Source organism: Erythrobacteraceae bacterium WH01K (genome assembly GCA_027941995.1).
Classification (GTDB): domain Bacteria; phylum Pseudomonadota; class Alphaproteobacteria; order Sphingomonadales; family Sphingomonadaceae; genus CAJXSN01.
In genome coordinates, this window is record CP115966.1 from 2,127,321 (window position 1) to 2,151,039 (window position 23,719).

The 23,719-nt window shown below is 61.7% G+C and carries 20 protein-coding genes and 1 tRNA gene; 12 read left to right on the forward strand and 9 right to left on the reverse strand.

Features of this window, described 5'->3' with window-relative positions; genetic code table 11:
- Positions 1-32: 32 nt before the first annotated feature.
- Complete coding sequence (locus PF049_10455) at positions 33-1,427, reverse strand: DEAD/DEAH box helicase (GenBank protein WBY16014.1); 1,395 nt, start codon at positions 1,425-1,427, stop codon at positions 33-35.
- Positions 1,428-1,559: 132 nt separating this feature from the next.
- The gene (locus PF049_10460; GenBank protein ID WBY16015.1) at positions 1,560-2,117 is read right to left on the reverse strand and encodes a hypothetical protein; all 558 of its coding nucleotides are present in this window, start codon (positions 2,115-2,117) and stop codon (positions 1,560-1,562) included.
- A 166-nt stretch (positions 2,118-2,283) separates the two neighbouring features.
- Between PF049_10460 and PF049_10465 the strand changes: the two genes are divergently transcribed.
- Together PF049_10465 and PF049_10470 are read left to right on the forward strand one after the other, a co-directional pair.
- Positions 2,284-3,720, forward strand: coding sequence for an FAD-binding oxidoreductase (locus tag PF049_10465; protein ID WBY16016.1), 1,437 nt, complete (start codon positions 2,284-2,286; stop codon positions 3,718-3,720).
- 127 nt (positions 3,721-3,847) lie between these two features.
- The gene (locus PF049_10470; GenBank protein WBY16017.1) at positions 3,848-4,633 is read left to right on the forward strand and encodes a SapC family protein; all 786 of its coding nucleotides are present in this window, start codon (positions 3,848-3,850) and stop codon (positions 4,631-4,633) included.
- 242 nt (positions 4,634-4,875) lie between these two features.
- Here PF049_10470 and PF049_10475 read toward each other — a convergent pair whose 3' ends face one another.
- Positions 4,876-5,802: an N-formylglutamate amidohydrolase gene (locus PF049_10475; GenBank protein ID WBY16018.1), complete on the reverse strand. Its 927-nt coding sequence runs from the start codon at positions 5,800-5,802 to the stop codon at positions 4,876-4,878.
- Positions 5,803-5,898: 96 nt separating this feature from the next.
- Here PF049_10475 and PF049_10480 point away from each other — a divergent pair, with 96 nt between their 5' ends.
- The 8 genes from PF049_10480 to PF049_10515 all read left to right on the forward strand — a co-directional run bounded on the left by PF049_10480 (position 5,899) and on the right by PF049_10515 (position 13,982).
- Positions 5,899-6,291 (forward strand): response regulator, encoded by a 393-nt coding sequence (locus tag PF049_10480; GenBank protein WBY16019.1) that lies wholly within the window; start codon positions 5,899-5,901, stop codon positions 6,289-6,291.
- Positions 6,292-6,381: 90 nt separating this feature from the next.
- Positions 6,382-6,456: transfer RNA gene (locus PF049_10485), tRNA-Val, on the forward strand.
- Positions 6,457-6,866: 410 nt separating this feature from the next.
- On the forward strand, positions 6,867-7,988 hold the full coding sequence (locus PF049_10490) for an acyltransferase (GenBank protein ID WBY16020.1): 1,122 nt from the start codon (positions 6,867-6,869) through the stop codon (positions 7,986-7,988).
- A 271-nt stretch (positions 7,989-8,259) separates the two neighbouring features.
- Positions 8,260-8,949, forward strand: a complete 690-nt coding sequence (locus tag PF049_10495; protein ID WBY16021.1) for an NAD(P)H-binding protein — start codon at positions 8,260-8,262, stop codon at positions 8,947-8,949.
- 91 nt (positions 8,950-9,040) lie between these two features.
- Positions 9,041-10,255, forward strand: a complete 1,215-nt coding sequence (locus PF049_10500) for an NADP-dependent isocitrate dehydrogenase (protein ID WBY16022.1) — start codon at positions 9,041-9,043, stop codon at positions 10,253-10,255.
- Between the two features lie 30 nt (positions 10,256-10,285).
- A complete protein-coding gene (locus PF049_10505; GenBank protein ID WBY16023.1) occupies positions 10,286-11,923 on the forward strand; it encodes a GNAT family N-acetyltransferase in 1,638 nt (545 codons plus the stop codon).
- Positions 11,924-11,975: 52 nt separating this feature from the next.
- Positions 11,976-13,736, forward strand: a complete 1,761-nt coding sequence (locus PF049_10510) for a cation:proton antiporter (GenBank protein WBY16024.1) — start codon at positions 11,976-11,978, stop codon at positions 13,734-13,736.
- A 66-nt stretch (positions 13,737-13,802) separates the two neighbouring features.
- Entirely contained in the window at positions 13,803-13,982 is a 180-nt protein-coding gene (locus tag PF049_10515) for a hypothetical protein (protein ID WBY16025.1), read from the forward strand.
- Between the two features lie 2 nt (positions 13,983-13,984).
- Here PF049_10515 and alaS read toward each other — a convergent pair whose 3' ends face one another.
- The 6 genes from alaS to smpB all read right to left on the reverse strand — a co-directional run bounded on the left by alaS (position 13,985) and on the right by smpB (position 22,588).
- Positions 13,985-16,633, reverse strand: a complete 2,649-nt coding sequence (gene alaS, locus PF049_10520) for an alanine--tRNA ligase (protein ID WBY16026.1) — start codon at positions 16,631-16,633, stop codon at positions 13,985-13,987.
- A gap of 75 nt (positions 16,634-16,708) precedes the next feature.
- Positions 16,709-17,542 (reverse strand): methyltransferase domain-containing protein, encoded by an 834-nt coding sequence (locus PF049_10525; GenBank protein ID WBY16027.1) that lies wholly within the window; start codon positions 17,540-17,542, stop codon positions 16,709-16,711.
- A 172-nt stretch (positions 17,543-17,714) separates the two neighbouring features.
- On the reverse strand, positions 17,715-18,782 hold the full coding sequence (recA, locus tag PF049_10530) for a recombinase RecA (protein WBY16028.1): 1,068 nt from the start codon (positions 18,780-18,782) through the stop codon (positions 17,715-17,717).
- A 119-nt stretch (positions 18,783-18,901) separates the two neighbouring features.
- Positions 18,902-21,361: a response regulator gene (locus PF049_10535; GenBank protein ID WBY16029.1), complete on the reverse strand. Its 2,460-nt coding sequence runs from the start codon at positions 21,359-21,361 to the stop codon at positions 18,902-18,904.
- The gene (locus tag PF049_10540) at positions 21,361-21,948 is read right to left on the reverse strand and encodes a DUF2062 domain-containing protein (GenBank protein ID WBY16030.1); all 588 of its coding nucleotides are present in this window, start codon (positions 21,946-21,948) and stop codon (positions 21,361-21,363) included. Before PF049_10540 ends, PF049_10535 begins: the two co-directional genes overlap by 1 nt.
- 157 nt (positions 21,949-22,105) lie before the next feature.
- The gene (gene smpB, locus PF049_10545; GenBank protein ID WBY16031.1) at positions 22,106-22,588 is read right to left on the reverse strand and encodes an SsrA-binding protein SmpB; all 483 of its coding nucleotides are present in this window, start codon (positions 22,586-22,588) and stop codon (positions 22,106-22,108) included.
- A gap of 275 nt (positions 22,589-22,863) precedes the next feature.
- Between smpB and PF049_10550 the strand changes: the two genes are divergently transcribed.
- Both PF049_10550 and PF049_10555 read left to right on the forward strand, forming a co-directional pair.
- Entirely contained in the window at positions 22,864-23,376 is a 513-nt protein-coding gene (locus PF049_10550) for a hypothetical protein (GenBank protein WBY16032.1), read from the forward strand.
- A complete protein-coding gene (locus PF049_10555) occupies positions 23,377-23,718 on the forward strand; it encodes a hypothetical protein (GenBank protein ID WBY16033.1) in 342 nt (113 codons plus the stop codon). It abuts the gene before it with no gap.
- Position 23,719 lies beyond the last annotated feature (1 nt).

The following is a 23,719-nucleotide window of genomic DNA, read 5'->3' on the forward strand; positions in this document are numbered from 1 at the left end:
GCCGCCCCCTTCCGCTTACTGCGTCGCCGCGATCAGCGGTCGAAGCCGACCCTGAGGAAGCCGGGCGTCGGGCCGTTCCATTCACCGGCAGGAATGATTTCCTTGTCTTCCTTGTAACGCGAACGGGGCTTGTCGGCTTTCTGCTCGGCCTTCGCCTCACTTTTGGCACGGCGCTGGTCTCTCGAGTCTTCGCCGTCATTCGAACCTTTCCGGGCACGCGAACGCTCGGGCTTTTCTTCAGCCCGTTCCTCTGTGTCAGAAGTATCCGACTTGCTATTGCCGCCGGAACTGTCCTTGAGTTCGACGCGAACGTCGTCCTTGCCGAAGACGGCGATCTTGTTCTTCGTCAGCTTCTCGACATTGTCGATCGCCTCGGCATCTGCCGGGGTGACGAAGGTAAAGGCGCGGCCCTTGGCCCCTGCCCGCCCGGTACGCCCGATACGGTGGACGTAATCGTCCGGATGCCAGGGCGTGTCGTAATTGAAGACATGGCTGACACCCTTGATGTCGAGCCCGCGTGCGGCGACGTCGCTGGCGACCAGTATATTGATCTCACCGGACTTGAACCGCGCCAGTTCCTTGTTGCGGGTGGCCTGGTCGATATCGCCGTGAATCTCGCCGCTCGCGAAACCGATCTGCTGCAGGTGCTTGTTCAGTTCCCGCACCGTCGTCTTTCGGTTTGAGAAGATGATGGCGGTATCGACGTGGTCGTTTTGAAGCAGCCATTCCAGCGTGTCGCGTTTCTGGCGCGGGCCCACATCGACGCGGAATGCCGTGATGTCCTTGTTCGTGGTCGCTGCGCGGGCCGTCTCGATCCGCTTGGGATTGTCCATGAACTTGTTTGCCAGCTTCTCGATCGGAGGCGGCATCGTGGCGCTGAACAGCATCGTCTGACGCTGCTCCGGCAGTTTGGAACAGATGAACTCGATATCGGGGATGAACCCCATGTCCAGCATCCGGTCGGCCTCGTCGATGACCAGCAGATCGCAGCCATTGAGCATGATCTTGCCGCGCTCGAACAGGTCCATCAGGCGGCCCGGCGTCGCAATCAGGACATCGACGCCCTCGTTCAGCGCCTTGACCTGGTCACCCATCTGCACGCCGCCGATCAGCAGCGCCATCTTGAGGTCGTGGTTCTCGCCGTATTTCTCGAAGTTCTCGGCCACCTGTGCCGCCAGTTCGCGCGTCGGTTCCAGGATCAGGGACCGCGGCATCAGGGCTCGGCGGCGTCCGCTTGCAAGGATGTCGATCATCGGCAGCACGAAGCTGGCGGTCTTGCCGGTCCCGGTCTGCGCGATGCCGATGATGTCCTTCATCATCAGCACGGGCGGGATGGCCTGCTCCTGGATCGGGGTCGGCTCGGTATAGCCGGCCTTCTCGACCGCTTTCAGCAATTCAGGGGATAGGCCGAGGTCGGCAAAGTTCATGCAAGGGTCCGGTATAGATGGGTGCATCGGGACAGGAATGCGCCCGAAAGTAAGAATAGCTGCGTCACATGCGCTGCCGCGCGCGGCCTTTGCGCCCGAACGGTCAAAAAGTCAAGAATTCGGGCCGCTGGCTCAGATACCGGCGGGAATCAATTGCCGTATCCTGCTCATCTGGCAGGATACGCCACTGCGCGATTGCAGATTGTCACGCTTCACGCAGAGGTTTCCGTCCTTGCTCGGCTCGACATAGAAGCCGGAATAGAAGTCGCGCGGACGGCAGCTTTTCTCGAGCGATGCGGAAATGATACGGCGGTCGCGCGTGTAAAGCAGCAACCGGGCAGCATCGGCCTGGACGGCGACGACATCGCGGATGGGCAGGCAATTGCCCATCTTGCGTTCGACATAGGCTTCGGGAGCGCGGCTCGGCAGGGTGGCGATCAGGCTTTGCCTGTCGGCGCGGCGCGGCGACACGCGAACGATCACCCGGCGCTGGATGCGGACCTGGTACCACGGCTGAAGCGCATTGAGCGGCGTGGTCGCAGTCCAGGGGCCAGCCTCTACGCCCTCGCTCCTCTCGGCAGGGCTTGCCGGCATCACCTCGGTCGTGTCGCTCGCAGGCACCGCGTCGTCGGCGACCGGCATGGGCAGCAACAAAGCAAGGGGAGCAAAGAGATCGATGAAACCGGGCATGGCCGACGCGGGTGCTGGTCCGCTGTTCTCCGTTAATGATCCCGGCGGGATGCGCGGGCGTTGACGTGTCCGGTCATTACGATGTGCGATTGAATGCTGGCTTAATTGATGAATTCCCTCGCGCAAGAGGGTCCTAAATTACGGCCAACTGTGGCACAGGTGCATCATGGCGAGATCAGATGAATTTCTCGAGCAGGCTTCTGCGCTGCTCGGCACGCGGGGCCTGACGGTCGACAAAGACTTGCTGGAGCCCTGGCTCACGGATTGGCGTGGCCGCTACACCGGCCGCGCGATTGCCCTCGCCCAGCCCGAAAATGCCGGCGATCTGTCGAAGCTCGTGAAACTATGCGCACGGTTCGGCATTCCGATCGTTCCCCAGGGCGGGAACAGCGGCATGTCGGGCGGCGCCACCCCCGATGCCAGTGGCGACGCGCTGCTCCTTTCCACGCGGCGAATGGACGCGATCCAGCCGATCGAACCCGGCAGCAGCCAGGTCACCTGCGGGGCAGGCGTGATACTCCAGTTTCTTCACGAAACGGCACAAGAGAAGGGCTTGCGCTTCCCCCTCACTCTCGGCGGGAAAGGCTCGGCGACGATCGGCGGGCTCGTCAGCACCAATGCCGGGGGGACGCAGGTCCTGCGGCACGGCACCATGCGAGCGCAGGTCCTGGGGCTGCAGGCGGTCATGGCCAACGGCGACATCTTCGATTCGCTCACCCCGCTGAAAAAAGACAATCGCGGCTTCGACCTGAAGCAATTGCTGATCGGCAGCGAAGGCACTTTGGGTATCGTGACGGCTGCGACCCTGCGATTGCTGCCTGCGCTGGCGACGCGGCGGGTCATGTTCGTCGGGCTGGACAAGATCACCGGCGCGCGGTCGCTGCTGCTTCATGCGCAGCGGGAAGTTCCCGACCTGCTCGAAGGGTTCGAGGTCATGCCGCGGCATACGCTTGAATCGGTGCTGGCGCATCATCCCGGGACGCGCGATCCGCTCAGCGCAGCGTATAATTGGTACGCCCTTATCGAGCTGGCGGCGGACGAGACGGGCCGCGACCGGATCGATGCGCGTACGGAAGCTTTCCTTTCCGATGCGCTGAAGACGGAACTTCTTTCGGACGCCACGATCGCCGCCAACGAAACGCAGGCCGAAGCCTTCTGGCACTTGCGTGACGGCATTTCGGCCGCAGAGCGCGCGCTGGGGCCGGCCATGCAGCACGACATTTCCGTGCCCGTGGAGAAAATGGCCGAGTTCGTCGAATACGCCCAGCCGGAAATGGAAAAGTGCTTTCCGGGAACCACGGCCGTCGCCTTCGGACACCTTGGCGATGGAAACGTGCATTTCCATGTTCTCGCGCCAAGCGGGGCCGTGCGCGGCGAATGGGAGGAAGGGCAAGGCGCAGCTATCAGCCGCAAGGTTCACGACCTTGTGACCGAATGGGGCGGTTCGATCAGTGCGGAACATGGCATCGGGCAAATGAAGCGCAGCGAGCTGGGCCGACTGGGCGATCCGGCGTCGCTTTTCATACTCCGCAGCGTGAAAAAAGCGCTCGATCCGCACGGACTTCTCAACCCGGGCAAGCTTGTCCCTGCCGAACCCGCCTGATCCGCGGCCCGGCAGCTTGCACAGCATGGCCCTTATGCGTATGGCTTCGAGCCATCTTGCACAGGCGTCCCAGGCGCCGGTGCGACGACCATAATCCAATCATTCTGATACGATCCGGAGACCGATCATGGCCAGCGCGCCGCAGCCGAGCCTGCCCCTTTTCTACAAAGACCTGATGCCCCTCAATTCGCGCGACCACATCAAGTGGAGCAATCGCAAGAGCGACACCGCGAAATGGCTCGTCGGCCAGCACGCCATTCCCCTGACCGCAGACGAGTTCGCGCAGGCACAGCGCGATTTCCCGATCGTGTTCTCGCAGGGCAACGACCCTCTTCCGATCGCCCTGATGGGCCTGAACGAAGGCGTAAACACCTTTGTCGACGACAATGGCAAGGTGAACGACCCGATCTACATCCCGGCCTATATCCGCCGCTACCCCTTCATGCTGGCGAAGCTGGAAGAAAAGGCGGAAAACCTGTCGCTCTGTTTCGATCCGACCTCCGACACGGTGGGCGAATTCGACGACGGGGAGAAGTTCTTCACCGAAGACGGCAAAGCAACGCCCGAAACGCAGAACATCCTCGATTTCTGCGAGAAATTCGAACAGGCCGGTATCAAGACCAAGGCGTTCGTCGATGCACTGAAGGAAAAGGACCTCCTGATGGACAGCGAGATCTCGATCTCGCAGGACCAGAACACGGACCAGCCCTATGTCTATCGGGGCTTCCAGATGGTCGACCAGGAAAAGCTGCGCGCGCTCGACGCCGAAACTCTGAAGGCCTGGAACGAGAACGGCATGCTGGCGGTGATCCACGCGCATATCCTGTCGCTCGACCTGATGCGCCAGATTTTTGCGCGCCAGGTGCAGCAGGGCAAGGGCCCCAAGCTCCCCTCGGAAGCTGCCAAGGGCTGATTTTCCTGCGCCGCCATCCGGTTGCGACAAAACGATTTTTGCGGCGGCGGTTTCGGTTGAAATTCGCCGCCGCAATACCATCTGAAAGAGGTCCGGATGCGGCCACCTCCCCCTCAGGCCGGTCCGGATGAATGCAGCATTTTGCATTCCCTCCCTGAACCTGGACCACCTCGATTCCCGTTGGAAGCGAGGTGGTCTTTTTACATGGGAAATGGCCTATGTCCCCTCTGCGGCAGAGAGGGCTATTCCGCAGCCTGCGGCCAGTAGCGGTCCGGTTTCAAATCGTCCGAAAGGGTTCTGACCAAGCCGGCTAAAACACCGGCAATCTCTGGCACCCTTCCATTGGGTGCCGAATGGTCCTGCTCAAGATAAAGCGAGCGGCAGACTTCGATCTGCATGGCGTGGACGCCGACCTTTGGCGAACCGTGGCGATCCAGCACATACCCGCCAGCATAGGGGCGGTTGTGCCCTGCACGCCACTGGGCCTGCCCGAAATAGCGCATGGCCGCTGCGGACAGCATTCCGTCGCAGGACGCCCCGAAGCGGTCCCCGACCACGAATTGAGCCGGCCTGTCGCCGGGATGCCGTGCTCGCAGGGGCGGCATGGAATGCAGGTCAATCAGCAGCGCGGTGCCCCATTTGCTGCGGATCCGGTCGAGAGCGGTCTTCAAGGCTGCATGGTAGGGTTCGTGTATTTCGCTGATCCGCCGCCGGACCTCCGCCATGGGAAGGCGCGACTTCCAAATCTCGCCAAGACCGTTGAGACGGCGGGGGACGAGACCGAGCCCGCCCCGCGCGCGCCGGTTGGCGGCGGAGTTCGCAGCCCCTGCCGGCCGCCCCTCTGCCACCATGCTCCAGTCCATGTCGTCGACTGCGCGGTTGAGGTCGACCATTGCGCGCGGCGCATGCGCAACCAGCAGCGATGCCCCCGTTTGCGCGGCCACTTCGCGCCCAAGCACATCGACCAGCCTGTCCTCCAGCCGGATCGCGGAAAAATCGGGATCGCGCATCGCGGACAGCAGGTCCGGCGAATAACGACGCCCGGCATGGGGCACGGCGATCAGCACGGGAGAAGCGATCTCCTGCCTCATCGTCAGCGTAAACGGCGCCGCTCCTCCGGCAGCGGAGTGCGGCGGCAAACCTTCGGGAAAGCTGCCTTCGGTCGTCATCGGACGGAATGTTGCATATTAATCAGGTGTCTCAAAGCAGGTCGGCCCGATTTCGGCGAAAGATTTTTTAACGCACGGTCTCTATAGGCTCGCTGCATGACCGACCGTATCCGATCCCGCCGCATCCTCCTCGCCGAGGATGAAGAGGCCATGCGCACCTACCTCGTCCGCGCCTTGGAAAATGCCGGTTACGAAGTCGACTCGGTCGATCGGGGCACGCTCGCGCTGCCGCTGCTGGAGGAATCGCATTACGACCTCCTTTTGTCGGACATCGTGATGCCGGAAATGGATGGCATCGAACTGGCGCAAAAATGCAACGCTGTCAGTCCGCAGACGAAGGTGATGTTCATCACCGGCTTCGCCGCCGTTTCGCTCAAAGCCAGCGCCGACCAGCCGCGTGCCAAGGTGCTGTCGAAGCCGTTTCACCTGCGCGATCTGGTGATGGAAGTAGAGCGGGTTTTCGACGATCGGCGGGAAGCGACGCTTTAGTCAATTTCAGCCCTTGCGCGGAATGGGCGACGTCGCTAGATGCCCCTTCCGCATACCGGCCATGTGCCGGAAGACGGCAAACGATGGTGCGGGCGTATAGCTCAGTGGTAGAGCACTGTATTGACATTGCAGGGGTCGGAAGTTCAACTCTTCCTACGCCCACCATCGCTTCCGAAAGCCCGCCGGGATGGCGGGCTTTTTCGTATCTGCGCCTTATCAGACACGCGTTCCTAAACACCGCATTCTGGGCATGACGACTGCTGGTTCGAGGCAACCCGTTGCCGGCAATTCGCTGCCCAGATACTCTTGAAAATAACATGATTACAGTGCCCGTTGGCCAGAAAAATGGCTCGGCCCGGTTCGGTCCGCTTTCCCACGGGCACTCTCCTGTAATCCGCCTCCGATCATAGAGCCCACGACGTTTGATAATTTTAGGGTGAGATTCGGAATGGAAAGCGCATCCGATAGCTCCCTTCCAAACTCGAGCGGTCATAAGATCCGCTAGCTTTTCCACTTGGCCTTGCGAATGGCGCCCGAGACGGGCAAAGGCAGGTCGCTTTAGTGGGGTTAAGTACGTGGGTTCCGTTCAAAAACGTTTGGAAGAGGTCGATTTTCGCCCTTCCGGCTTCGATTTCATGAGGATCATTCTGTCGATCGCCGTTGTGCTCTGGCACAGCTACCCGATCGTCTACGGGTCTGAAGCACGCAATGCTGTGCCTTTATTCCTACAGCCCTTTGTCGCAGTCATCCTTCCAATGTTCTTCGCTTTGAGCGGATTCCTAGTTGCTGGCAGCCTGTTGCGATGCAAAACGCTGATTTCGTTTCTCGGTCTCCGAATGATCCGAATTTTTCCGGCATTGATTGTCGAAGTGTGCATCTCGGCGATTCTGATCGGCCCCCTGCTTACCACTGTGCCTCTTCGAGAATACTTCACAGACGACCTGTTCTTCCGTTATTTCTTCAACTCGATCGGCCACATACAGTACCAACTGCCTGGCATGTTTCCGGGCAACCCCATCCCGCGGACGGTCAACGGACAGCTTTGGACCGTGCCTTTCGAATTGGTTTGCTATGTCAGTCTGGCGGTATTTGTGTTCTTCCTCGGAAAGAACAAGCCATGGCTATTTCTCGCGTTCGTCGCAGGCTTGATATTGTGGGACAGTTATGACGCGCTCGCTCAGTTCGTCTCCCCGAGCGAAAGCCAGGAGGTGATGATTGACCGGTTCAGGATCAGCGTTTCCGGCATCCTGCTGGTTGCCGCATTCGGAGCCGGGGTTGCCATGTATATGTTGAGGGAACGACTTCCCTACAGCCAGCTTCTAGGCGCGATCTCTTTTACCATTAGTATCGCGGCACTGTATTTCGGCTTGGACTGGTTCGCTGTTATAGCAGCGTCGTACACCACTGTCTGGCTCGGGTTGACCAATCTTCCTAAACCATTCTTTCTCAAATACGCGGACTATTCCTACGGCATTTTCCTTTACGGTTTCGTAGTGCAGCAAGCGGTCGTCCAGCTATTGCCAGATTTTTCCGAATGGTACTGGAATTTCGGGATCACGATGGTCTTTCTTGTTCCGCTCGCAGCTTTCTCATGGCATTTTGTCGAGAAACCCTGTCAGAAGATGAAAAAGTTCGCTTTCAAAGCAGAGGAGCTTAGTGAGCCCTACATTAGACGATTTTCGTCTCGTCGGACCTGATTCCGTTTTTTGGCATTCCACCTCGATCTGTTCAAACCCGCGCGCGTAACCCCATCAGCAGATGGTGAATCGTCGAGAACCTTTGTCAATACGCCGACAAAAAGTCTCTTGTAGCGGTCTCTTTCGAATTTCGCCGACCAGCTTTCTTGACTTCCATCCTTTTTGCCATGCCAACAAATAGGTCCCTAGATATAGCGAATATCCGATTGTCAGGGACCCAGCTCGCTAGCTGTGTGGCGGCACAAACGGGCGCGTCGACCGTTCGGCGTGCATGAAGATATTGCTCCTTGGCCCGGCAGGCGGAACCGGCAAGCACATTCTCGAGCAAGCCCTGCAGGGCGGTCACTCCGTTCGCGGAGTCGAGCGGGAATTCGACGATGGGTTCTGCGACGACCCGGCATTCGAAGCGCGTGAGGCAAATGTCCTCGAGGACGACCTGGCGCCTTTGATGGATGGCTGCGACGTGGTGATCTCCGCGCTAGGCCTTGGCCGGGATCCGCAGACTTTGGCCGATCCGCCACCTCTCTATACGGAGGGCGCCGTGCGGATTATCGAAGGGATGCGAAAGGCAGGGCTCAAACGCCTGGTGGTTATCTCCGCCGCTTTCGCTGCGCCTGGCAAAGGAGCCCCCCTATGGTTTCGCGCTGCCACGCTTCCCCTGACCGGCATCTTTCGCCAGATAGGCGCGATGGAGCGGGTATTGCGTGCCACTTCCGACATCGAATGGACCGCTGTTCGTCCGGGCTGGCTGCTGAACCGCAAGGAATCGGGCCAATACGAAATCGGTGAGAATTCGCTGCCGCCCGGCACGCTTCGCACACGGCGCCCCGACCTTGCCCGGTTCATGCTGGAATGCGGAGCCGATGACCGGTTCGTCAGGCGAACGCCGTTCATCGCTGGACGCGAATCCCTGCATCTCGAAACGCCGCCGGCCCTGATCGAGGAATTTCTCCCCTTCTAGGCGACGATGCGCGCCCTTCCCTTGCGTCAATTGCCCCTTTTGCTAAGGCGCAGCGCAACGAAACATTCCGCGAAAAAAGGCATCATCCGACATGGCAAAGATTCAGGTGAAGAACCCCGTCGTCGAACTCGACGGCGACGAAATGACGAAGATCATCTGGCAGTGGATTCGCGAGCGGCTGATCCTGCCTTATCTCGACATCGACCTGAAATATTACGACCTCTCGATCGAGAGCCGTGACGCCACTGACGACCAGATCACGGTCGATGCCGCAAACGCCATCAAGGAACATGGCGTCGGCGTGAAATGCGCCACCATCACCCCGGACGAAGCCCGCGTCGAAGAGTTCGACCTCAAGAAGATGTGGGTCAGCCCCAATGGCACGATCCGCAACATTTTGGGCGGCGTGGTCTTCCGTGAGCCGATCGTCATCGACAACGTGCCGCGCCTCGTACCGGGCTGGACCGACCCCATCGTGGTCGGCCGTCACGCTTTCGGTGACCAGTACCGTGCCAAGGACACGCTGATCCCCGGCGCCGGCAAGCTGCGTCTCGTCTTCGAAGGCGAGGACGGCGAGAAGATCGACCTCGACGTGTTCGAGTTCCAGTCGAGCGGCGTCGCGATGGCGATGTACAATCTCGACGACTCGATCCGCGATTTTGCCCGCGCCTCGATGAATTACGGCCTCGACCGCGGCTGGCCGGTCTATCTCTCGACCAAGAACACCATCCTCAAAAAATATGACGGCCGCTTTAAGGACCTGTTCGAGGAAGTGTTCGAGAACGAGTTCAAGGAAAAGTTCGCCAAGGCCGGCATCCACTACGAACACCGCCTGATCGACGACATGGTCGCCGCCGCGATGAAGTGGAACGGCAAGTTCGTCTGGGCCTGCAAGAACTACGACGGCGACGTGCAGTCCGACACCGTGGCCCAGGGCTTCGGTTCGCTCGGCCTTATGACTTCCGTCCTCATGACGCCATCGGGCGATTGCGTGGAAGCTGAGGCTGCACACGGCACCGTCACACGCCACTATCGCCAGCACCAGGAAGGCAAGGCGACCAGCACCAATCCGATTGCCAGCATCTTCGCATGGACGCGCGGCCTGATGTATCGCGGCAAGTTCGACGGCACGCCTGAAGTGGTGAAGTTCGCGGAAACGCTGGAACGCGTCTGCATCCAGACGGTCGAGAATGGCCAGATGACCAAGGATCTCGCGCTGCTGATCGGGCCGGAACAGAACTGGCTGACGACCGAGCAGTTCTTCGAGGCGATCGTGACCAATCTCGAAAAAGAGATGGCCCAGTAAGCTTGAAGACCAGAAGAAAGCCGCCTTCTCATGGCGACAAGCAACAAGGCCCGGCTGGAAGTCCGGCAGGCGCGCCCGGCAGACGTGCGCGCCATCGCCGACCTCGTGCGCCGGGCCTATACCGACCTGCCCGCCTACACGCATGGCGAAATCCGCGGGCAGCTCAACAATTATCCCGAAGGCTGCTTCGTCGCCAAGCTGGATGGCAAGCTCGTCGGCTATTGCGCGTCGATGCGGTTGTCGGAGCGTGTCGCCTTCTCGAACGGCAGCTGGGACGAGTTGACCGGCAACGGATTCGGCAGCCGCCACAACGCGAAAGGCTCGTGGCTCTACGGTTACGAGATGTGCGTCGATCCCAAGACCCGGGGCACGCGCATCGGGCGAAGGCTGTATGAAGAGCGCCGCGCCCTGGCCGAGCGGCTGGAACTGGACGGCATCGTCTTCGGTGGCCGGATGCCGGGGCTCGCGCGCGCGATGCGCCGCAAGAGGGACCACGCCGAAACGCCGCAGGACTATCTCGACATGGTCCTCGATTCGAAGATCCACGACCCCGTTCTGCGGTTCCAGCTCGCCAACGGGTTCGAACCGCAGGGGATCATCGAGAACTACCTGCCTGAGGACAAGCAGAGCAAGGCGTTCGCCGTCCGCATGGTCTGGCGCAACCCCTATGTCGACAGCGACGCACCCAAGAGTCACCGCGTGCCGCGCGACGTGGAAAGCGTTCGCATCGCGACCTGCCAGCTGCAGGCACGCGCGGTGTCCGACTTCGACGAATTCATGCGGCAGGTCCGGTATTTCGTCGATGTGGCAGCGGATTACGAGGCGGACTTCATCGTCTTTCCCGAACTCTTTACCCTGATGCTGCTGAGCGCAGAGGAAGAGGAACTCAGCCCGATGGAAGCCATCGAGGCGCTGAGCAAGTACACGCCGAAAATCCGCACCGCGCTGAGCGAGATGGCGCTCAACTACAACATCAACATTATCGGCGGTTCGCACCCGACCCGCCTCGATGACGGCGACATCCACAATATCGCCTATGTCTGCCTGCGCGACGGCTCGATCCATTCGCAGGAAAAGATCCACCCCACGCCCAACGAAGCGTATTGGTGGAACATCAAGGGCGGCGACAGCATCGATGCGATCCAGACCGATTGCGGGCCGATCGGCGTCCTCATCTGCTACGACAGCGAATTTCCCGAGCTCGCCCGCCGATTGGTCGACGAAGGCGCGCGCATCATCTTCGTGCCGTTCTGCACCGACAGCCGGCAGGGCTATATGCGCGTGCGCTATTGCGCGGCGGCCCGGGCGATCGAGAACCAGTGCTACGTCGTCATGTCGGGCAATGTTGGCAATCTGCCAAACGTCGCCAACATGGATATCCAGTATGCGCAGAGCTGCATCCTGACGCCGTGCGATTTTCCCTTCGCACGTGACGGCATCGCGGCAGAGGCGAGCGAGAATGTCGAGACGCTGACCATCAGCGACGTCAATCTGGCCGATCTCAGCTGGGCCCGCGCCGAAGGGACAGTGCAGAATCTCGCCGACCGCCGGTTCGATCTTTACCGCATCGAATGGGACAAGCGTGTGGGGCAGGTTTCGCCGCGCATCGGGGAAGACCAGGACGGCGAGGCCCAGCCCATGGGTCGCCATTCGCCCGGCGGTGGCTAACACGGTGATCGGGCCGTGCAATCGGCCCGTCTTGCGCGCTATAGGCTGAGGCATGGCTGGCGAGATTACCCTATCCCCCGTTCTGTCCGACGCTCTCGTCATTCTCGGCGCGGCTGGCATCGTCATTCCGGTATTCGCACGGTTTCGCATCACTCCCGTGATCGGCTTCATCCTGATCGGCATCCTGGTGGGGCCGTTCGGCTTGGGGAAGCTGACCTACGATGTGGACTGGCTGAGACACATAACGATCTCGGATCCGGAGGCGCTGGAGCCCTTCGCAGAGTTCGGAATCATCCTGCTCCTGTTCACCATCGGACTGGAACTTTCGTTCAAGCGATTGTGGCAGATGCGAAAGCTGGTTTTCGGCCTCGGTTCGCTGGAGCTGCTCCTGGGGGGCAGCATCATTGCCATCGTGCTCGCGATGATGGGGCAATACTGGTCGGGCGCCATGGCGCTGGGGCTCGCCCTCGCCATGTCTTCGACCGCCATCGTCCTGCCGATCTCCGGCACGAAGTCGCCCGTGGGCCGCGCCGCGCTGTCCATGCTGCTGTTCGAAGATATCGCCATCGTGCCGATCATCTTCCTGCTCGGCGCGCTCGCTCCTTACGCACAGAGCGACGGCCTGACAGGCCTCGTCGACACGCTTTGGCAGGGCGGCCTTGTCATCGTCGTCCTGCTGGTATTCGGACGTATCGCCCTTCCCCGGCTATTCGCGCAGGCTGCTCGCACGAAAAGCCCGGAACTGTTTCTCGCGGCCAGCCTCCTTGTCGTTATCGGCGCGAGCCTTGCGACGGCGCTGGTCGGCCTGTCGCCCATCGTCGGCGCGCTGATCGCCGGCCTGCTGATTGCCGAGACCGAGTACCACTCGGAAGTCGAAGACATCATGGAACCGTTCAAGGGGCTGGCCCTCGGCGTATTCCTGATCACGGTAGGCATGAGCATCGACCTGCTCAGCATCTGGAGCAATTTGTTCCCCATCCTGTCGGCAGTCGTCCTGGTTCTCACCTTCAAGGCATTGCTGACCGGCCTTCTCCTTCGCAGCATGGGTGCGCGGCGCAGCACCGCGGCAGAAACCGGCATCCTGATGGCCAGCCCGTCGGAGACCACGCTCATCGTGATCTCCGCTGCCGGGTCGGCGATGTTGATCCAGCCCGGCACCGCGCAATTCTGGCAGATTGTCACGGCCATCGGCCTGACTATCACGCCCCTTCTCGCCATGCTTGGCCGGGCCATCGGACGACGGGTCGAGCCCATTCCCGAATTGCCGGAAGAGGATGAGGGGGAAGACAAGGTCATCATCATTGGCGCTGGCCGCGTCGGGCGACTGGTGGCCGATATGCTGAAGCGTCACGACCGCGCCTATATCGCGCTCGATTCCAATTCAGACCTTATCGAAGAGGCAAGGCGCGAAGGATTCCGGGCAACCTTCGGCGACGCGGTCCGTGGCAAGGCGCTGGATCATCTCGGCATCGAACATGCAACTGCGCTGGTGCTGACCATGGACGAGCCCGTGCTGGCCGAGCGGCTGACCCGCAATCTGCGCGCACGTTATCCCGACCTTCTGATCGTCGCCCGCGCCCGCGATGGCGAGCACGCGGCAGCCCTGTACCGGGCAGGTGCAAGTCATGCAGTGCCCGAAACACTCGAGAGCTCGCTGCAGCTCTCGGAAGCGGTGCTAGCCGATATCGGCGTCGCAATGGGTCCGGTCATCGCGTCGATCCACGAGAAGCGCGACGAGTTTCGTGCAGCGATCCAGGAAGGCGCGGCGCTTGATCACAAGCCCAAACTGCGGACCAGTACGGCCGACGGCTAACCGGAACGGCCCGGATTTCTCGGACCTCCGACAGCGCTCATGCGTTTAGGGGGAAAGGAGAAATCAATGTCCAATCCAGACCCGACGAAACCGACCCCGAACAGCGAGAAGTTCAAGCCGCAAAACGTGGCGGACCCGCAATCGACGGTTGAACCGCCCAGCCGCAATGGCAATAAGCCGGCCGATACAGGCGGGACCGATATTCCCCGCGGCAGCGAACCGGAAGCACGCCGTTCCGGCGGATAAGCCTATTTCGCAATAAGGCTTCGCACCGCATCTATTGCCGCGTCAGCCTTGTCACCGTCCGGACCGCCGCCTTGCGCCATGTCCGGGCGGCCACCGCCACCCTTTCCTCCGAGGGCCTCGACGCCGGCCTTCACCAGATCGACGGCACTATGGCTTGCGACCAGATCGTCGGTCACCGCGACGGCAAAGGCCGCCTTCCCGTCGTTCACGGCGCAGATGGCCGCAATACCGGATCCCATTCGCTGCTTGGCTTCGTCCAAGAGCCCGCGCAGATCCTTCGGATTTAGTCCTTCGATAACCTGCCCGCTGAAAGCCACATCACCGATGGTTTCCTGCTGCGGTCCGCTAGCGCCGCCGCCGCCAAGGGCCAGTTGCTTTCTCGCGTCCGCAAGTTCCTTCTCGAGCGTCTTCCGCTCGTCAAGCAACGCGGCAACGCGGCCCGCGACGTCCTCAGGATTCGTGCGGAGTGCGGAGGCAGCCTCCTTCAGCGCGTTTTCCCGCTCAACCAGCCAGAGCCGCGCAGCATCGCCCGTCAGCGCCTCGACACGGCGGACGCCTGAGCTGACGGCGCTTTCCGATACGATGCGCAAGAGCTGGATGTCGCCGGTCGCGTTGACGTGGGTGCCGCCGCATAGCTCGACCGAATAGTTGAGGTCGCCGCTGCCCTTGCGGCCCATCGAAAGGACGCGCACTTCATCGCCATATTTCTCGCCGAACAGTGCGAGAGCGCCTGCCTCTACGGCATCGTCCGGGCTCATAAGGCGGGTGCTGACCGGCTCGTTCGCGCGGATTTCCTCGTTCACCTCCGCTTCGATGGCGGCAATATCGTCGCTCGTCAGCGGCTGCGGGTGACTGAAGTCGAAGCGAAGCCGGTCTTCCGCGACCAGCGACCCCTTCTGCGTGACGTGATCGCCCAGCCGGTTGCGGAGGGCTGCATGGAGCAAGTGCGTGGCCGAGTGGTTCGAGCGCACCCTGTCGCGCCGCTGCGCATCGACATCGAGATGGACGACGTCCCCGACCCGGACTTCCCCGGCTTCGACGCGTCCCTGCATCGTGTGCAAGCGGCCAAGCGGCTTGCCCGTATCGCTGATGCGAACCTGAAGTCCGCCGGGCGCCGATACCATGCCGGTATCGCCCTGCTGACCGCCGCTTTCACCGTAAAATGGCGTCTGGTTGGTGAGGACTATGACTTCGTCGCCGGCCTTGGCCGAGGTGACTTCGGCCCCGTCCGCGACCAGAGCGACGACGCGTCCTTCCCCGCTCGTCGCGGAATAGCCGGTGAATTCGGTCGCCCCTTCGCGCTCGGCAATGTCGAACCATATCTGGCTGTCGGCGGCCTGACCCGAACCTTTCCAGGCTGCCCGGGCGGCTTCCTTCTGGCGCTGCATCGCGGTGTCGAAACCCTCGCGGTCGACACCGATGCCGCGGTCGCGCAAGGCGTCCTCGGTCAGGTCGTAGGGAAATCCGTATGTGTCGTAGAGCTTGAACGCGGTTTCCCCGTCCAGACGATCGCCTTCGGACATCGCGCCGGTCGCTTCGTCCAGCAGGCGAAGCCCCTTGTCGAGCGTCTGGCGGAACCGGGCTTCTTCCCGCTCCAGCGTTTCCTCGATCAGTGGCTGTCCGCGGGTCAATTCAGGATAGGCCTGCCCCATTTCTGCGACCAGCGTCGGCACGAGACGGTGCATCAACGGTTCTTTCGCACCCAGGATATGGGCATGGCGCATCGCGCGCCGCATGATACGGCGCAGGACGTAGCCGCGCCCTTCATTGGACGGCAGGACGCCATCGGCGATCAGGAAGCTGGTGGACCGAAGGTGGTCGGCAATCACGCGGTGGCTGGCCTGCTCCGCCCCTTCTGCCTTCACATCGAGCAGCCCCTCCGATGCACCGATGAGAGTTTTGAACGTATCCGTATCGTAATTGTCGTGCTGGCCCTGCAGGACCGCAGCGATCCGTTCCAGGCCCATGCCCGTATCAATGTTCTTGTTCGGCAGGTCACCGATGATCTCACCGCCGCGCTGTTCGTGCTGCATGAACACCAGGTTCCAGACCTCGACGAAGCGGTCGCCGTCCTCGTCCGGGGATCCGGGCGGTCCGCCGAAGATGTGATCGCCATGATCGTAGAAGATTTCCGAGCATGGCCCGCAGGGACCGTCATCGCCCATGGCCCAAAAATTGTCCTTGGTGGCGATGCGGATGATCCGATCTTCCGGCAGTCCCGCAATCTTCTTCCAGAGATTGAACGCCTCGTCGTCGGTGTGGAAAACGGTGGTCGTCAGGCGACCGGGATCGATGCCCCATTCCTTCGTAAGCAGGGTCCAGGCATTCAGGATCGCCTGTTCCTTGAAATAGTCCCCGAAGCTGAAATTGCCGAGCATCTCGAAGAAGGTATGATGCCGGGCCGTGTACCCTACATTGTCGAGATCGTTGTGCTTTCCGCCGGCCCGCACACATTTCTGGCTGCTGGTCGCGCGCGGTGCAGGCGCGCTTTCCATGCCGGTGAAGACATTCTTGAACGGAACCATCCCCGCATTGACGAACATCAGCGTAGGGTCGTTATGCGGCACCAGCGGTGCGCTGGGCACTTCGGCGTGGTCAGCCTGCTTGAAGAATTCGAGGAAGCTGCGGCGGATGTCGTTTGTCGAATGCATGATGAGGTGCAAATTAGGCGCTGCGCCCTGCCCCGGCAAGCCGCGATCGCACCCCTTCGCCGACTCCGCTCCGGCCTAGGGCCTTTCAGGGGCCGTAGCTGATACGAGCCAAGCTGCCGCTTTCAGCATGACGAGGCCACCATCGCGGTGCTTTCCAAGCAGGTGACGAAGATCGTCGGTGAAGCCTGCCCGCGCCTCGGGAGTGAGGTCGGCGGCCGCACGCGCAGCGGGACCGATCGAAAGGAAATAGCTGACAGCGTCCTCTACCGGGTTGTCGCCGCCGCCCGCTATGTAGGGAAAATCGAAAGGCTCCAGCCTGACATCTTCCCAGCCTGCCTGTTCGAGCAGGCCCGCAGTTTTCTCGCGGTTCGCCAAGGCGAAGGGCCCTGGGCCGTCCGGCGAAGCAGCGGGGGAGCCGGGTAGCAGCGACGAAACCTCGGTAGCCCAATTGTTCTCGTCACGGTTTCTGAAACAGCTGAAAACGAACCTTGCGGATGGCGCCGCGATAGAGCGAAGGTGCGAGAAGGCCCCTGCCGGATCTTCGAAAAACATGACCCCGTGACGGGACACGAGCAGGTCCGGAGCGGCGTCGAGGGTCACGGGCTTCCACCTGGCAGCATCGGCAATTTCGAACCCCACATTGCCGCGCCGCGATCCGCGGCGGCGTGCCGCTTCAATCAAGCGTTCGCTGATGTCGATGCCGCGGATGACAGCGGAAGGGTGACCGCGGCCAAGGGCAAGCGACAGCTCACCTGCGCCGCAACCGATGTCGAGTGCGCGGGAAAATCCGCCGGAACTCGCAAGACCGAGCAAGCGGTCGGTCAGCACGGAAAAGCTCCTGTCCGTGCGTTCGTACTCGTCAGCCCAGCTCGCGCCGACCCTTCCCTGCCAGTCGTTCTTGTCGGTCAATTCGGCGTCCCCTGAAGAATCTGGCCATGTGATGATGTGGAAAGGCAGTAATGGCGCGCAAGGGGTAAGCCAATACAAGTAAGTCAATACAAGGACGGCGCGAAAGCCCGATGGACTTGCGCGCCGTTACCCTGTCTCGATGTCCGGCAGCGAACCTCCGGACATCCGAATATCAGTCCTCGCCGTCGTCGGGCTCGGGGCCGGTCATCATTTCCTCGGCGACTTCCTCCGTCTTGCCCCGGATCGTAGCTTCGAGCTTCTCGGCCATTTCGGGGTTTTCCCGAAGGAAGGTCTTTGCGTTCTCGCGGCCCTGACCGATCCGCACGCTGTCATAGCTGAACCAGCTTCCCGACTTCTCGACCACGCCGGCTTTCACGCCGAGATCGAGAATTTCGCCGAGCTTCGAGATGCCCTGACCGTACATGATGTCGAATTCGACCTGCTTGAACGGAGGGGCCACCTTGTTCTTCACGACCTTCACCCGGGTCGAGTTGCCGACCACTTCGTCGCGGTCCTTGATCTGGCCGGTACGGCGGATATCGAGTCGGACAGAGGCATAGAACTTGAGCGCGTTACCACCGGTGGTCGTTTCCGGGTTGCCGTACATGACGCCGATTTTCATGCGCAGCTGGTTGATGAAGATCACCATGCATTTGGAACGGTTGATCGACCCGGTGAGCTTGCGCAGGCTCTGGGACATGAGGCGCGCCTGCAGGCCGACATGGGAATCGCCCATCTCGCCTTCGATTTCGGCGCGGGGGACCAGCGCGGCTACCGAGTCGACCACCAGCACGTCGATCGCATTCGAACGCACCAGCGTATCCGTGATTTCGAGCGCCTGCTCTCCCGTATCGGGCTGCGAGACGATCAGTTCGTCGACATCCACGCCCAGCTTTTTCGCATAGACGGGATCGAGCGCATGCTCGGCATCGACGAAAGCGGCCGTGCCGCCATTCTTCTGCGCTTCGGCAATGACGTGCAGCGCCAGGGTCGTCTTGCCCGAGCTTTCCGGCCCGTACACCTCGATCACGCGGCCCTTCGGCAGCCCCCCGATACCCAGAGCGATATCGAGGCCCAGCGAACCGGTCGAAATCGATTCGACGTTCATGGCTTCACGGCTGCCCAGCTTCATGGCCGAGCCCTTGCCGAATGCGCGATCTATCTGCGCGAGTGCGGCGTCGAGCGCCTTCTGACGATCCACGGTCTTTTCCTTATCAACCAGCTTCAGATTGGCGGACATCGCACGCTCTCCCACAGTTTCCTAGGGCCGGATCGCCCTTATCGACGGACCATTTCAGCCTGTCCGTGGAAACCATGTACTCGCTCTGTTCCAGAAGAACAAGAGTGGAACGAAAATTTTCACGAAGCAGGCTCCCGGTGCGTCTGCCGAGCGCCGATGATTTCGCCGGCTTTCTGCGAAATCTGCTGCACGCTGAAGGGTTTGGATATGAAATGCATGTCCGGCACATCGATATCCTTGCGTAGCTGTTCCTCTGCGTAACCCGACATGAAGAGGATCGGCAGGTCGGGCGACACCCGCCGGATGCCCTTCGCCATGGTCGGGCCGTCCATACCCGGCATCACGACATCGGAAATGACGAGGTCGAAGGGATCGTTGTTGGCAAAGGCGGCAAGCCCCTCCTCGCCATCGCTGCACGGGGTGACATCGAACCCGGCACGCGCCAGCGCGCGCTCTGCCACTGCGCGCACCATGTCCTCGTCCTCGACCAGCAGCACGCGCCCGCCGGTAGCCCAGCCGGCAGCAGGCGTTTCAGGCGGCCTGGACACTGGCTCGACGGCGCCGCGATGGACAGGAAGGTAAAGCGTGAAGCGCGCCCCCGGCTTCCCGCCAAGCCCTGCTTCCATGTTATCGGCGAAGATAAACCCGCCCGATTGTTTGACGATCCCGTAAACAGTCGACAGGCCGAGGCCGGTGCCCTTCCCCTGCTCCTTCGTCGTGAAGAACGGCTCGAAAATCTTGCCGAGGACATCCTCGGGAATGCCGCCGCCCGTGTCCTGCACGACCAGGGCGGTATAGTCACCGACCGGCAGGATGTCGGAATCCATTGCCCGGACATCCTTTGCCGTAATCCGGCGCGTGGCCATCGATACCTTGCCCGAACCGTCTCCTCGCGACTGGATGGCATCGCGGGCATTGACCGCGAGATTGACGATCACCTGCTCCAATTGCCCGGGATCGGCGCGGACCGGACCCAGGTCGCGGTCATGGCGCACGACGAGTTCGATCTTCTCTCCCACCAGTCGCTTCAGCAACTGGCTGACCTCGCTCACCACGTCGGGCAACTGGAGGACCTCGGGCTTCAGGGTCTGCTGGCGACTGAAGGCGAGCAATTGCCGCGTCAGGCTGGCAGCACGGTTCGAATTGGCGCGGATCTGCTGGATATCGTCATAATCGCTATCGCCGGGAGAATGGCGCAGCAGCATCAGATCGCAATATCCGATGATGGCTGTCAGCACGTTGTTGAAATCGTGGGCGACACCGCCTGCCAGTTGCCCGACGGCCTGCATCTTCGTTGCCTGGGCGACCTGGCGCTTCAGCCTGGTTTCCTCGCTGGTATCGGCGAGGCTGAGCAGAACGGCCGGGTCGCCGAGGCCGCGAACGCCGGCAAGACCCATCGACACCGGATCGTCCGGTGCGTGGCGAAGACGTATCGCCATATCGGCGCTGGTGGCGGACCCGCGCGCGAAACGGCGAACTGCGTCGGCCAGCGCGCTCTTGTCTTCCGGTACGACCAGGTCGGAGGGATATTGCGGCAGGCCTCGCTCTTCCCGGTCGGCCGCGCGCAGGAATGCGGAGTTGGCGAACAGCAGGCGCCCGTCGCGGTCGGCCATCGCCAGGCCGAGCGGGAGCGCGCCCAGCAGCGCTTCGAGCTGGGGCGCGGCGCTTTCCACATTCTCGCTGTCACCGATGCCGACCCCATGCTCCAGCAGCAGCATGAGCGACGGGGCATCGCTGGCATTGGCGCCGGTTTCCTCGTCCACCGGGTTCAAGGGTACATGGACCAGCCGGTGCGGCGTGCCCCGGCGCCCTTCCCGCTCGAAGAATATGTTGTCGCGCTCGTCGGTGCGCAGATATTGCACGAATTCCTGTCCGGCGAGCGTGGCGGCCGGATCGCCCGAAGCCCGCTTCGCAAACCCGGGGCCCGCGGCGTGGATGATACCGTCGGGTCCGACAAGCGCGCCCTCGACACCGGCGCGCGACAGGACCGCGCCGAGCGATCCTGACATCAGCCGCGCGAAATCGGTCGCAACATCGTCCTGCCCTCTCGGGGCGAACTCCCAGACGAGGTAGTCGTCGCCCCGACCGGCACGCCGCGCAGATGCGGTCCAGTGCCGCTTGCCATCGCGGCTGTCGAGCCGCTCGATCCGCGCTTCGCCATCACGCCAGGCCTCGCGCGCGGCAACCAGCAGGGATTCCTGTGACTGCGGATCAATCTGGAGATTGGGCGGCGCCAGGTTCTCCCCGAACTGGGTAACGTAGAGAGAACTGGCACATACGAGGCGGTTGGCCTTGTCCGTAATGGCGACCGCAATGTCGGGACGGTCGATTGCCTTCACCGTTACCGACCAGTCCGGCGGCGCGAGCGCCTGAGCCACCGGAGCGGGACGGAGCCTGTAAAGCGTTATGCCCAGGATGATGAGTGTCGCGAGCGCGCCAGCATAGGCGACGGTCAGCAAGGCCAGCCCGCTGGCGAACCAGACAGCGAGGACGCTGGCGACAAGTGCACCGCCCAGGGTCAGCCAGCCCCACGGCATGGCGCCCGATACCAGATTTGTCCTGTCTTCCCCCGTGGGCATCACTTGTCCGCCTGCAGCCGCTGGTTCAAACGCTGCTCCATACGGCGAAGCTTGCGCGAGCGCTTCTTTCCCACCCGCCAGCGCCAGAACCAGCCGGATACCAGATATCCCACTGCTGCCGATACGACGGCAAGCACGAAGAAACCGAAAACGGTCAGCCCGGCAGCTTCGAAGAACCCGCTGAAGGTCCGCCAGCTTTCGGAATTGACCTGCTCCTGGATCATGGACGAGCCGACTTCCCGGTCGATGTCGAGGATCAGTCTGCCGACACGGTTCGCAATGACCACCCAGAACGGGAAGGTGAAGGGATTGGTGATGAACGTCACCAGCGTCGCCAGCGGCACGTTCGCGCGCGCAGGCAGGGCCATGAAGGCGGCAAGGAATATCTGCCCGAGAGGAATGATGAACCCGCAGAAAAGCCCGAGCGCCACGCCGCGCGGGACAGAACGGCGGGTAAACCGCCACAATTCCGGGCTGAGGAAACGGTGCGCGATAGGGGCAAGATACTTGTTCTGCGCCATCTCTTCGCGCGACGGCATATGGTCGCGCAGCCAGTCGGCGAGGAATGTCTTGCTGCGAATGCTCATGGTCTCATCGCCGCCTTTGCGCGCGCGGACGCGCAGGTGCAAGGGGTGTGGGGAGGAAACGCGTCGGGAAACATTATGGCCCACATGGATAGCACGGTCTCAATGGCCAGAAGGTGAATTGCACCGCACCGAATTCCAAGCTTGCCGGGGAATGCGGTCAGCCCTGGTCGCGCATGATCCGCGCCTTGTCCCGTTTCCAGTCGCGATCCTTGATATACTCGCGCTTGTCCTTCGCCTGCCGCCCCTTGGCCAAAGCCAGCTCCACCTTCGCACGGCCGGTCTTGTTGAAATAGATCGACATCGGGACCAGCGTCATGCCCTTGCGCTCCACCGCGCCCAGCAGCCGCTGAATCTCGCGGCCATGAAGCAGGAGCTTGCGCGGGCGCTTCGCCTCGTGATTGTTGCGGTTCCCGTGGCTGAATTCGGGAATGTTGGCATTGATGAGCCAGGCCTGCCCGTCGCGAATTTCGGCATAGCTTTCGGCGATCGTCGCCTCGCCTGCCCTCAGCGCCTTCACTTCCGTTCCCTGCAGCGCGATGCCTGCCTCGAACTTGTCTTCGATGGCGTAATCGAATTTCGCCCGCCGGTTTTCCGCGACGGTTTTCTGCTTGTCGAAAGTCTCGGGTTTGGGTCTTGCCATGGGCTGGGCGATGTAGGCGCGCGAAGGCAAAAGGAAAACCCCTGCGCACCGATCCGGTGCATCATGCCGTCATTTGGTTTGCCAGTGGCGAAGCAAGCCATCATGAAGCCGGAAGCATCATCACGAAAAAACGAGCACGTCCATGTCGATCCGGTTTCCAGCACTGCTGACTGCCCCCCCTTGCACTGTTTGCTACCGCCCTGCCTGCAGCAGCGCAAACGGCGCCGACGATTCCGGTCGAGGTTTACGCAGAGCTTCCGCAGATCGAACAGGCCGTGCTTTCACCGAGCGGGGCGCACACTGCCATGCTGATGGCGAATGCCGGCCAGCGGGTTGTCGTGATCCTGGACCGCGAGGGCAAGGCTGTGAAACGGCTTCTGGCGGGCGATACGAAGGTGCGCTCGATCGACTGGGTCGGCGATGAAGCGATCCTTCTTGTCAGGAGCGAAACCGTGGCTCCTAAACTGGGCCTCGGGAGCGTCCGGAACGAATGGTTGCGCGCCAATGTCATACCTCTGGATGACCGGTGCCAGGTAATCTCGGTTTTCGCAGACCAGCGTTACGTGGCAAACGCCATCCTAGGCTTTTATGGCATCCGGCAGGTCGGCGACAGCTGGAAGGGGTATTTCGGCGGATTTCGAAAGGGCGACCTGTCGGGAGTGAAGGACCGCATTCTGGATGGTCACCCCTCCTTGTTCGAAGTGGACTTGCGAAGCGGAGCGGTGGAACTCGTTGGTTATCCACCCACCCCCGGCCTGTTCTCGTCCAGACAGCAGGATCGCGACTAGGTGATTGCCGATGACGGCAAGGTCGCGGCAAAGCTGGACGTCGATCTGGACAGCGGCCGCTGGACGATTTCGAACGCGTCCGACGATGTCATTGCATCGGGGACGCAGGACCTTGTCCGCGTTGGGATCCACGGTCTTTCGCCAGACGGCACCGCTGCCATCTATTCCGATTACCGTGGAGGCCGGACGCGTTACTGGAGAACGTCGCTAACCGGTGGTCAGCCTTCCGAGTTGTGGCAGCAAACGGCTGTCGACCGGCTCATTTATCGCCCTCTCAGCAGCCGGATAGACGGAATACGCCTGCGCGACGGATCGCGGCGACGCGTTTCGCGCTGCCGGTGAC

Coding starts and splice junctions, on each gene's coding strand:
- PF049_10455 (WBY16014.1), bottom strand. CDS start 1,427: ATGAACTTTGCCGACCTCGGCCTATCCCCTGAATTGCTGAAAGCGGTC.
- PF049_10460 (WBY16015.1), bottom strand. CDS start 2,117: ATGCCCGGTTTCATCGATCTCTTTGCTCCCCTTGCTTTGTTGCTGCCC.
- PF049_10465 (WBY16016.1), top strand. CDS start 2,284: ATGGCGAGATCAGATGAATTTCTCGAGCAGGCTTCTGCGCTGCTCGGC.
- PF049_10470 (WBY16017.1), top strand. CDS start 3,848: ATGGCCAGCGCGCCGCAGCCGAGCCTGCCCCTTTTCTACAAAGACCTG.
- PF049_10475 (WBY16018.1), bottom strand. CDS start 5,802: ATGACGACCGAAGGCAGCTTTCCCGAAGGTTTGCCGCCGCACTCCGCT.
- PF049_10480 (WBY16019.1), top strand. CDS start 5,899: ATGACCGACCGTATCCGATCCCGCCGCATCCTCCTCGCCGAGGATGAA.
- PF049_10495 (WBY16021.1), top strand. CDS start 8,260: ATGAAGATATTGCTCCTTGGCCCGGCAGGCGGAACCGGCAAGCACATT.
- PF049_10500 (WBY16022.1), top strand. CDS start 9,041: ATGGCAAAGATTCAGGTGAAGAACCCCGTCGTCGAACTCGACGGCGAC.
- PF049_10505 (WBY16023.1), top strand. CDS start 10,286: ATGGCGACAAGCAACAAGGCCCGGCTGGAAGTCCGGCAGGCGCGCCCG.
- PF049_10510 (WBY16024.1), top strand. CDS start 11,976: ATGGCTGGCGAGATTACCCTATCCCCCGTTCTGTCCGACGCTCTCGTC.
- PF049_10515 (WBY16025.1), top strand. CDS start 13,803: ATGTCCAATCCAGACCCGACGAAACCGACCCCGAACAGCGAGAAGTTC.
- alaS (WBY16026.1), bottom strand. CDS start 16,633: ATGCATTCGACAAACGACATCCGCCGCAGCTTCCTCGAATTCTTCAAG.
- recA (WBY16028.1), bottom strand. CDS start 18,782: ATGTCCGCCAATCTGAAGCTGGTTGATAAGGAAAAGACCGTGGATCGT.
- PF049_10535 (WBY16029.1), bottom strand. CDS start 21,361: ATGCCCACGGGGGAAGACAGGACAAATCTGGTATCGGGCGCCATGCCG.
- PF049_10540 (WBY16030.1), bottom strand. CDS start 21,948: ATGAGCATTCGCAGCAAGACATTCCTCGCCGACTGGCTGCGCGACCAT.
- smpB (WBY16031.1), bottom strand. CDS start 22,588: ATGGCAAGACCCAAACCCGAGACTTTCGACAAGCAGAAAACCGTCGCG.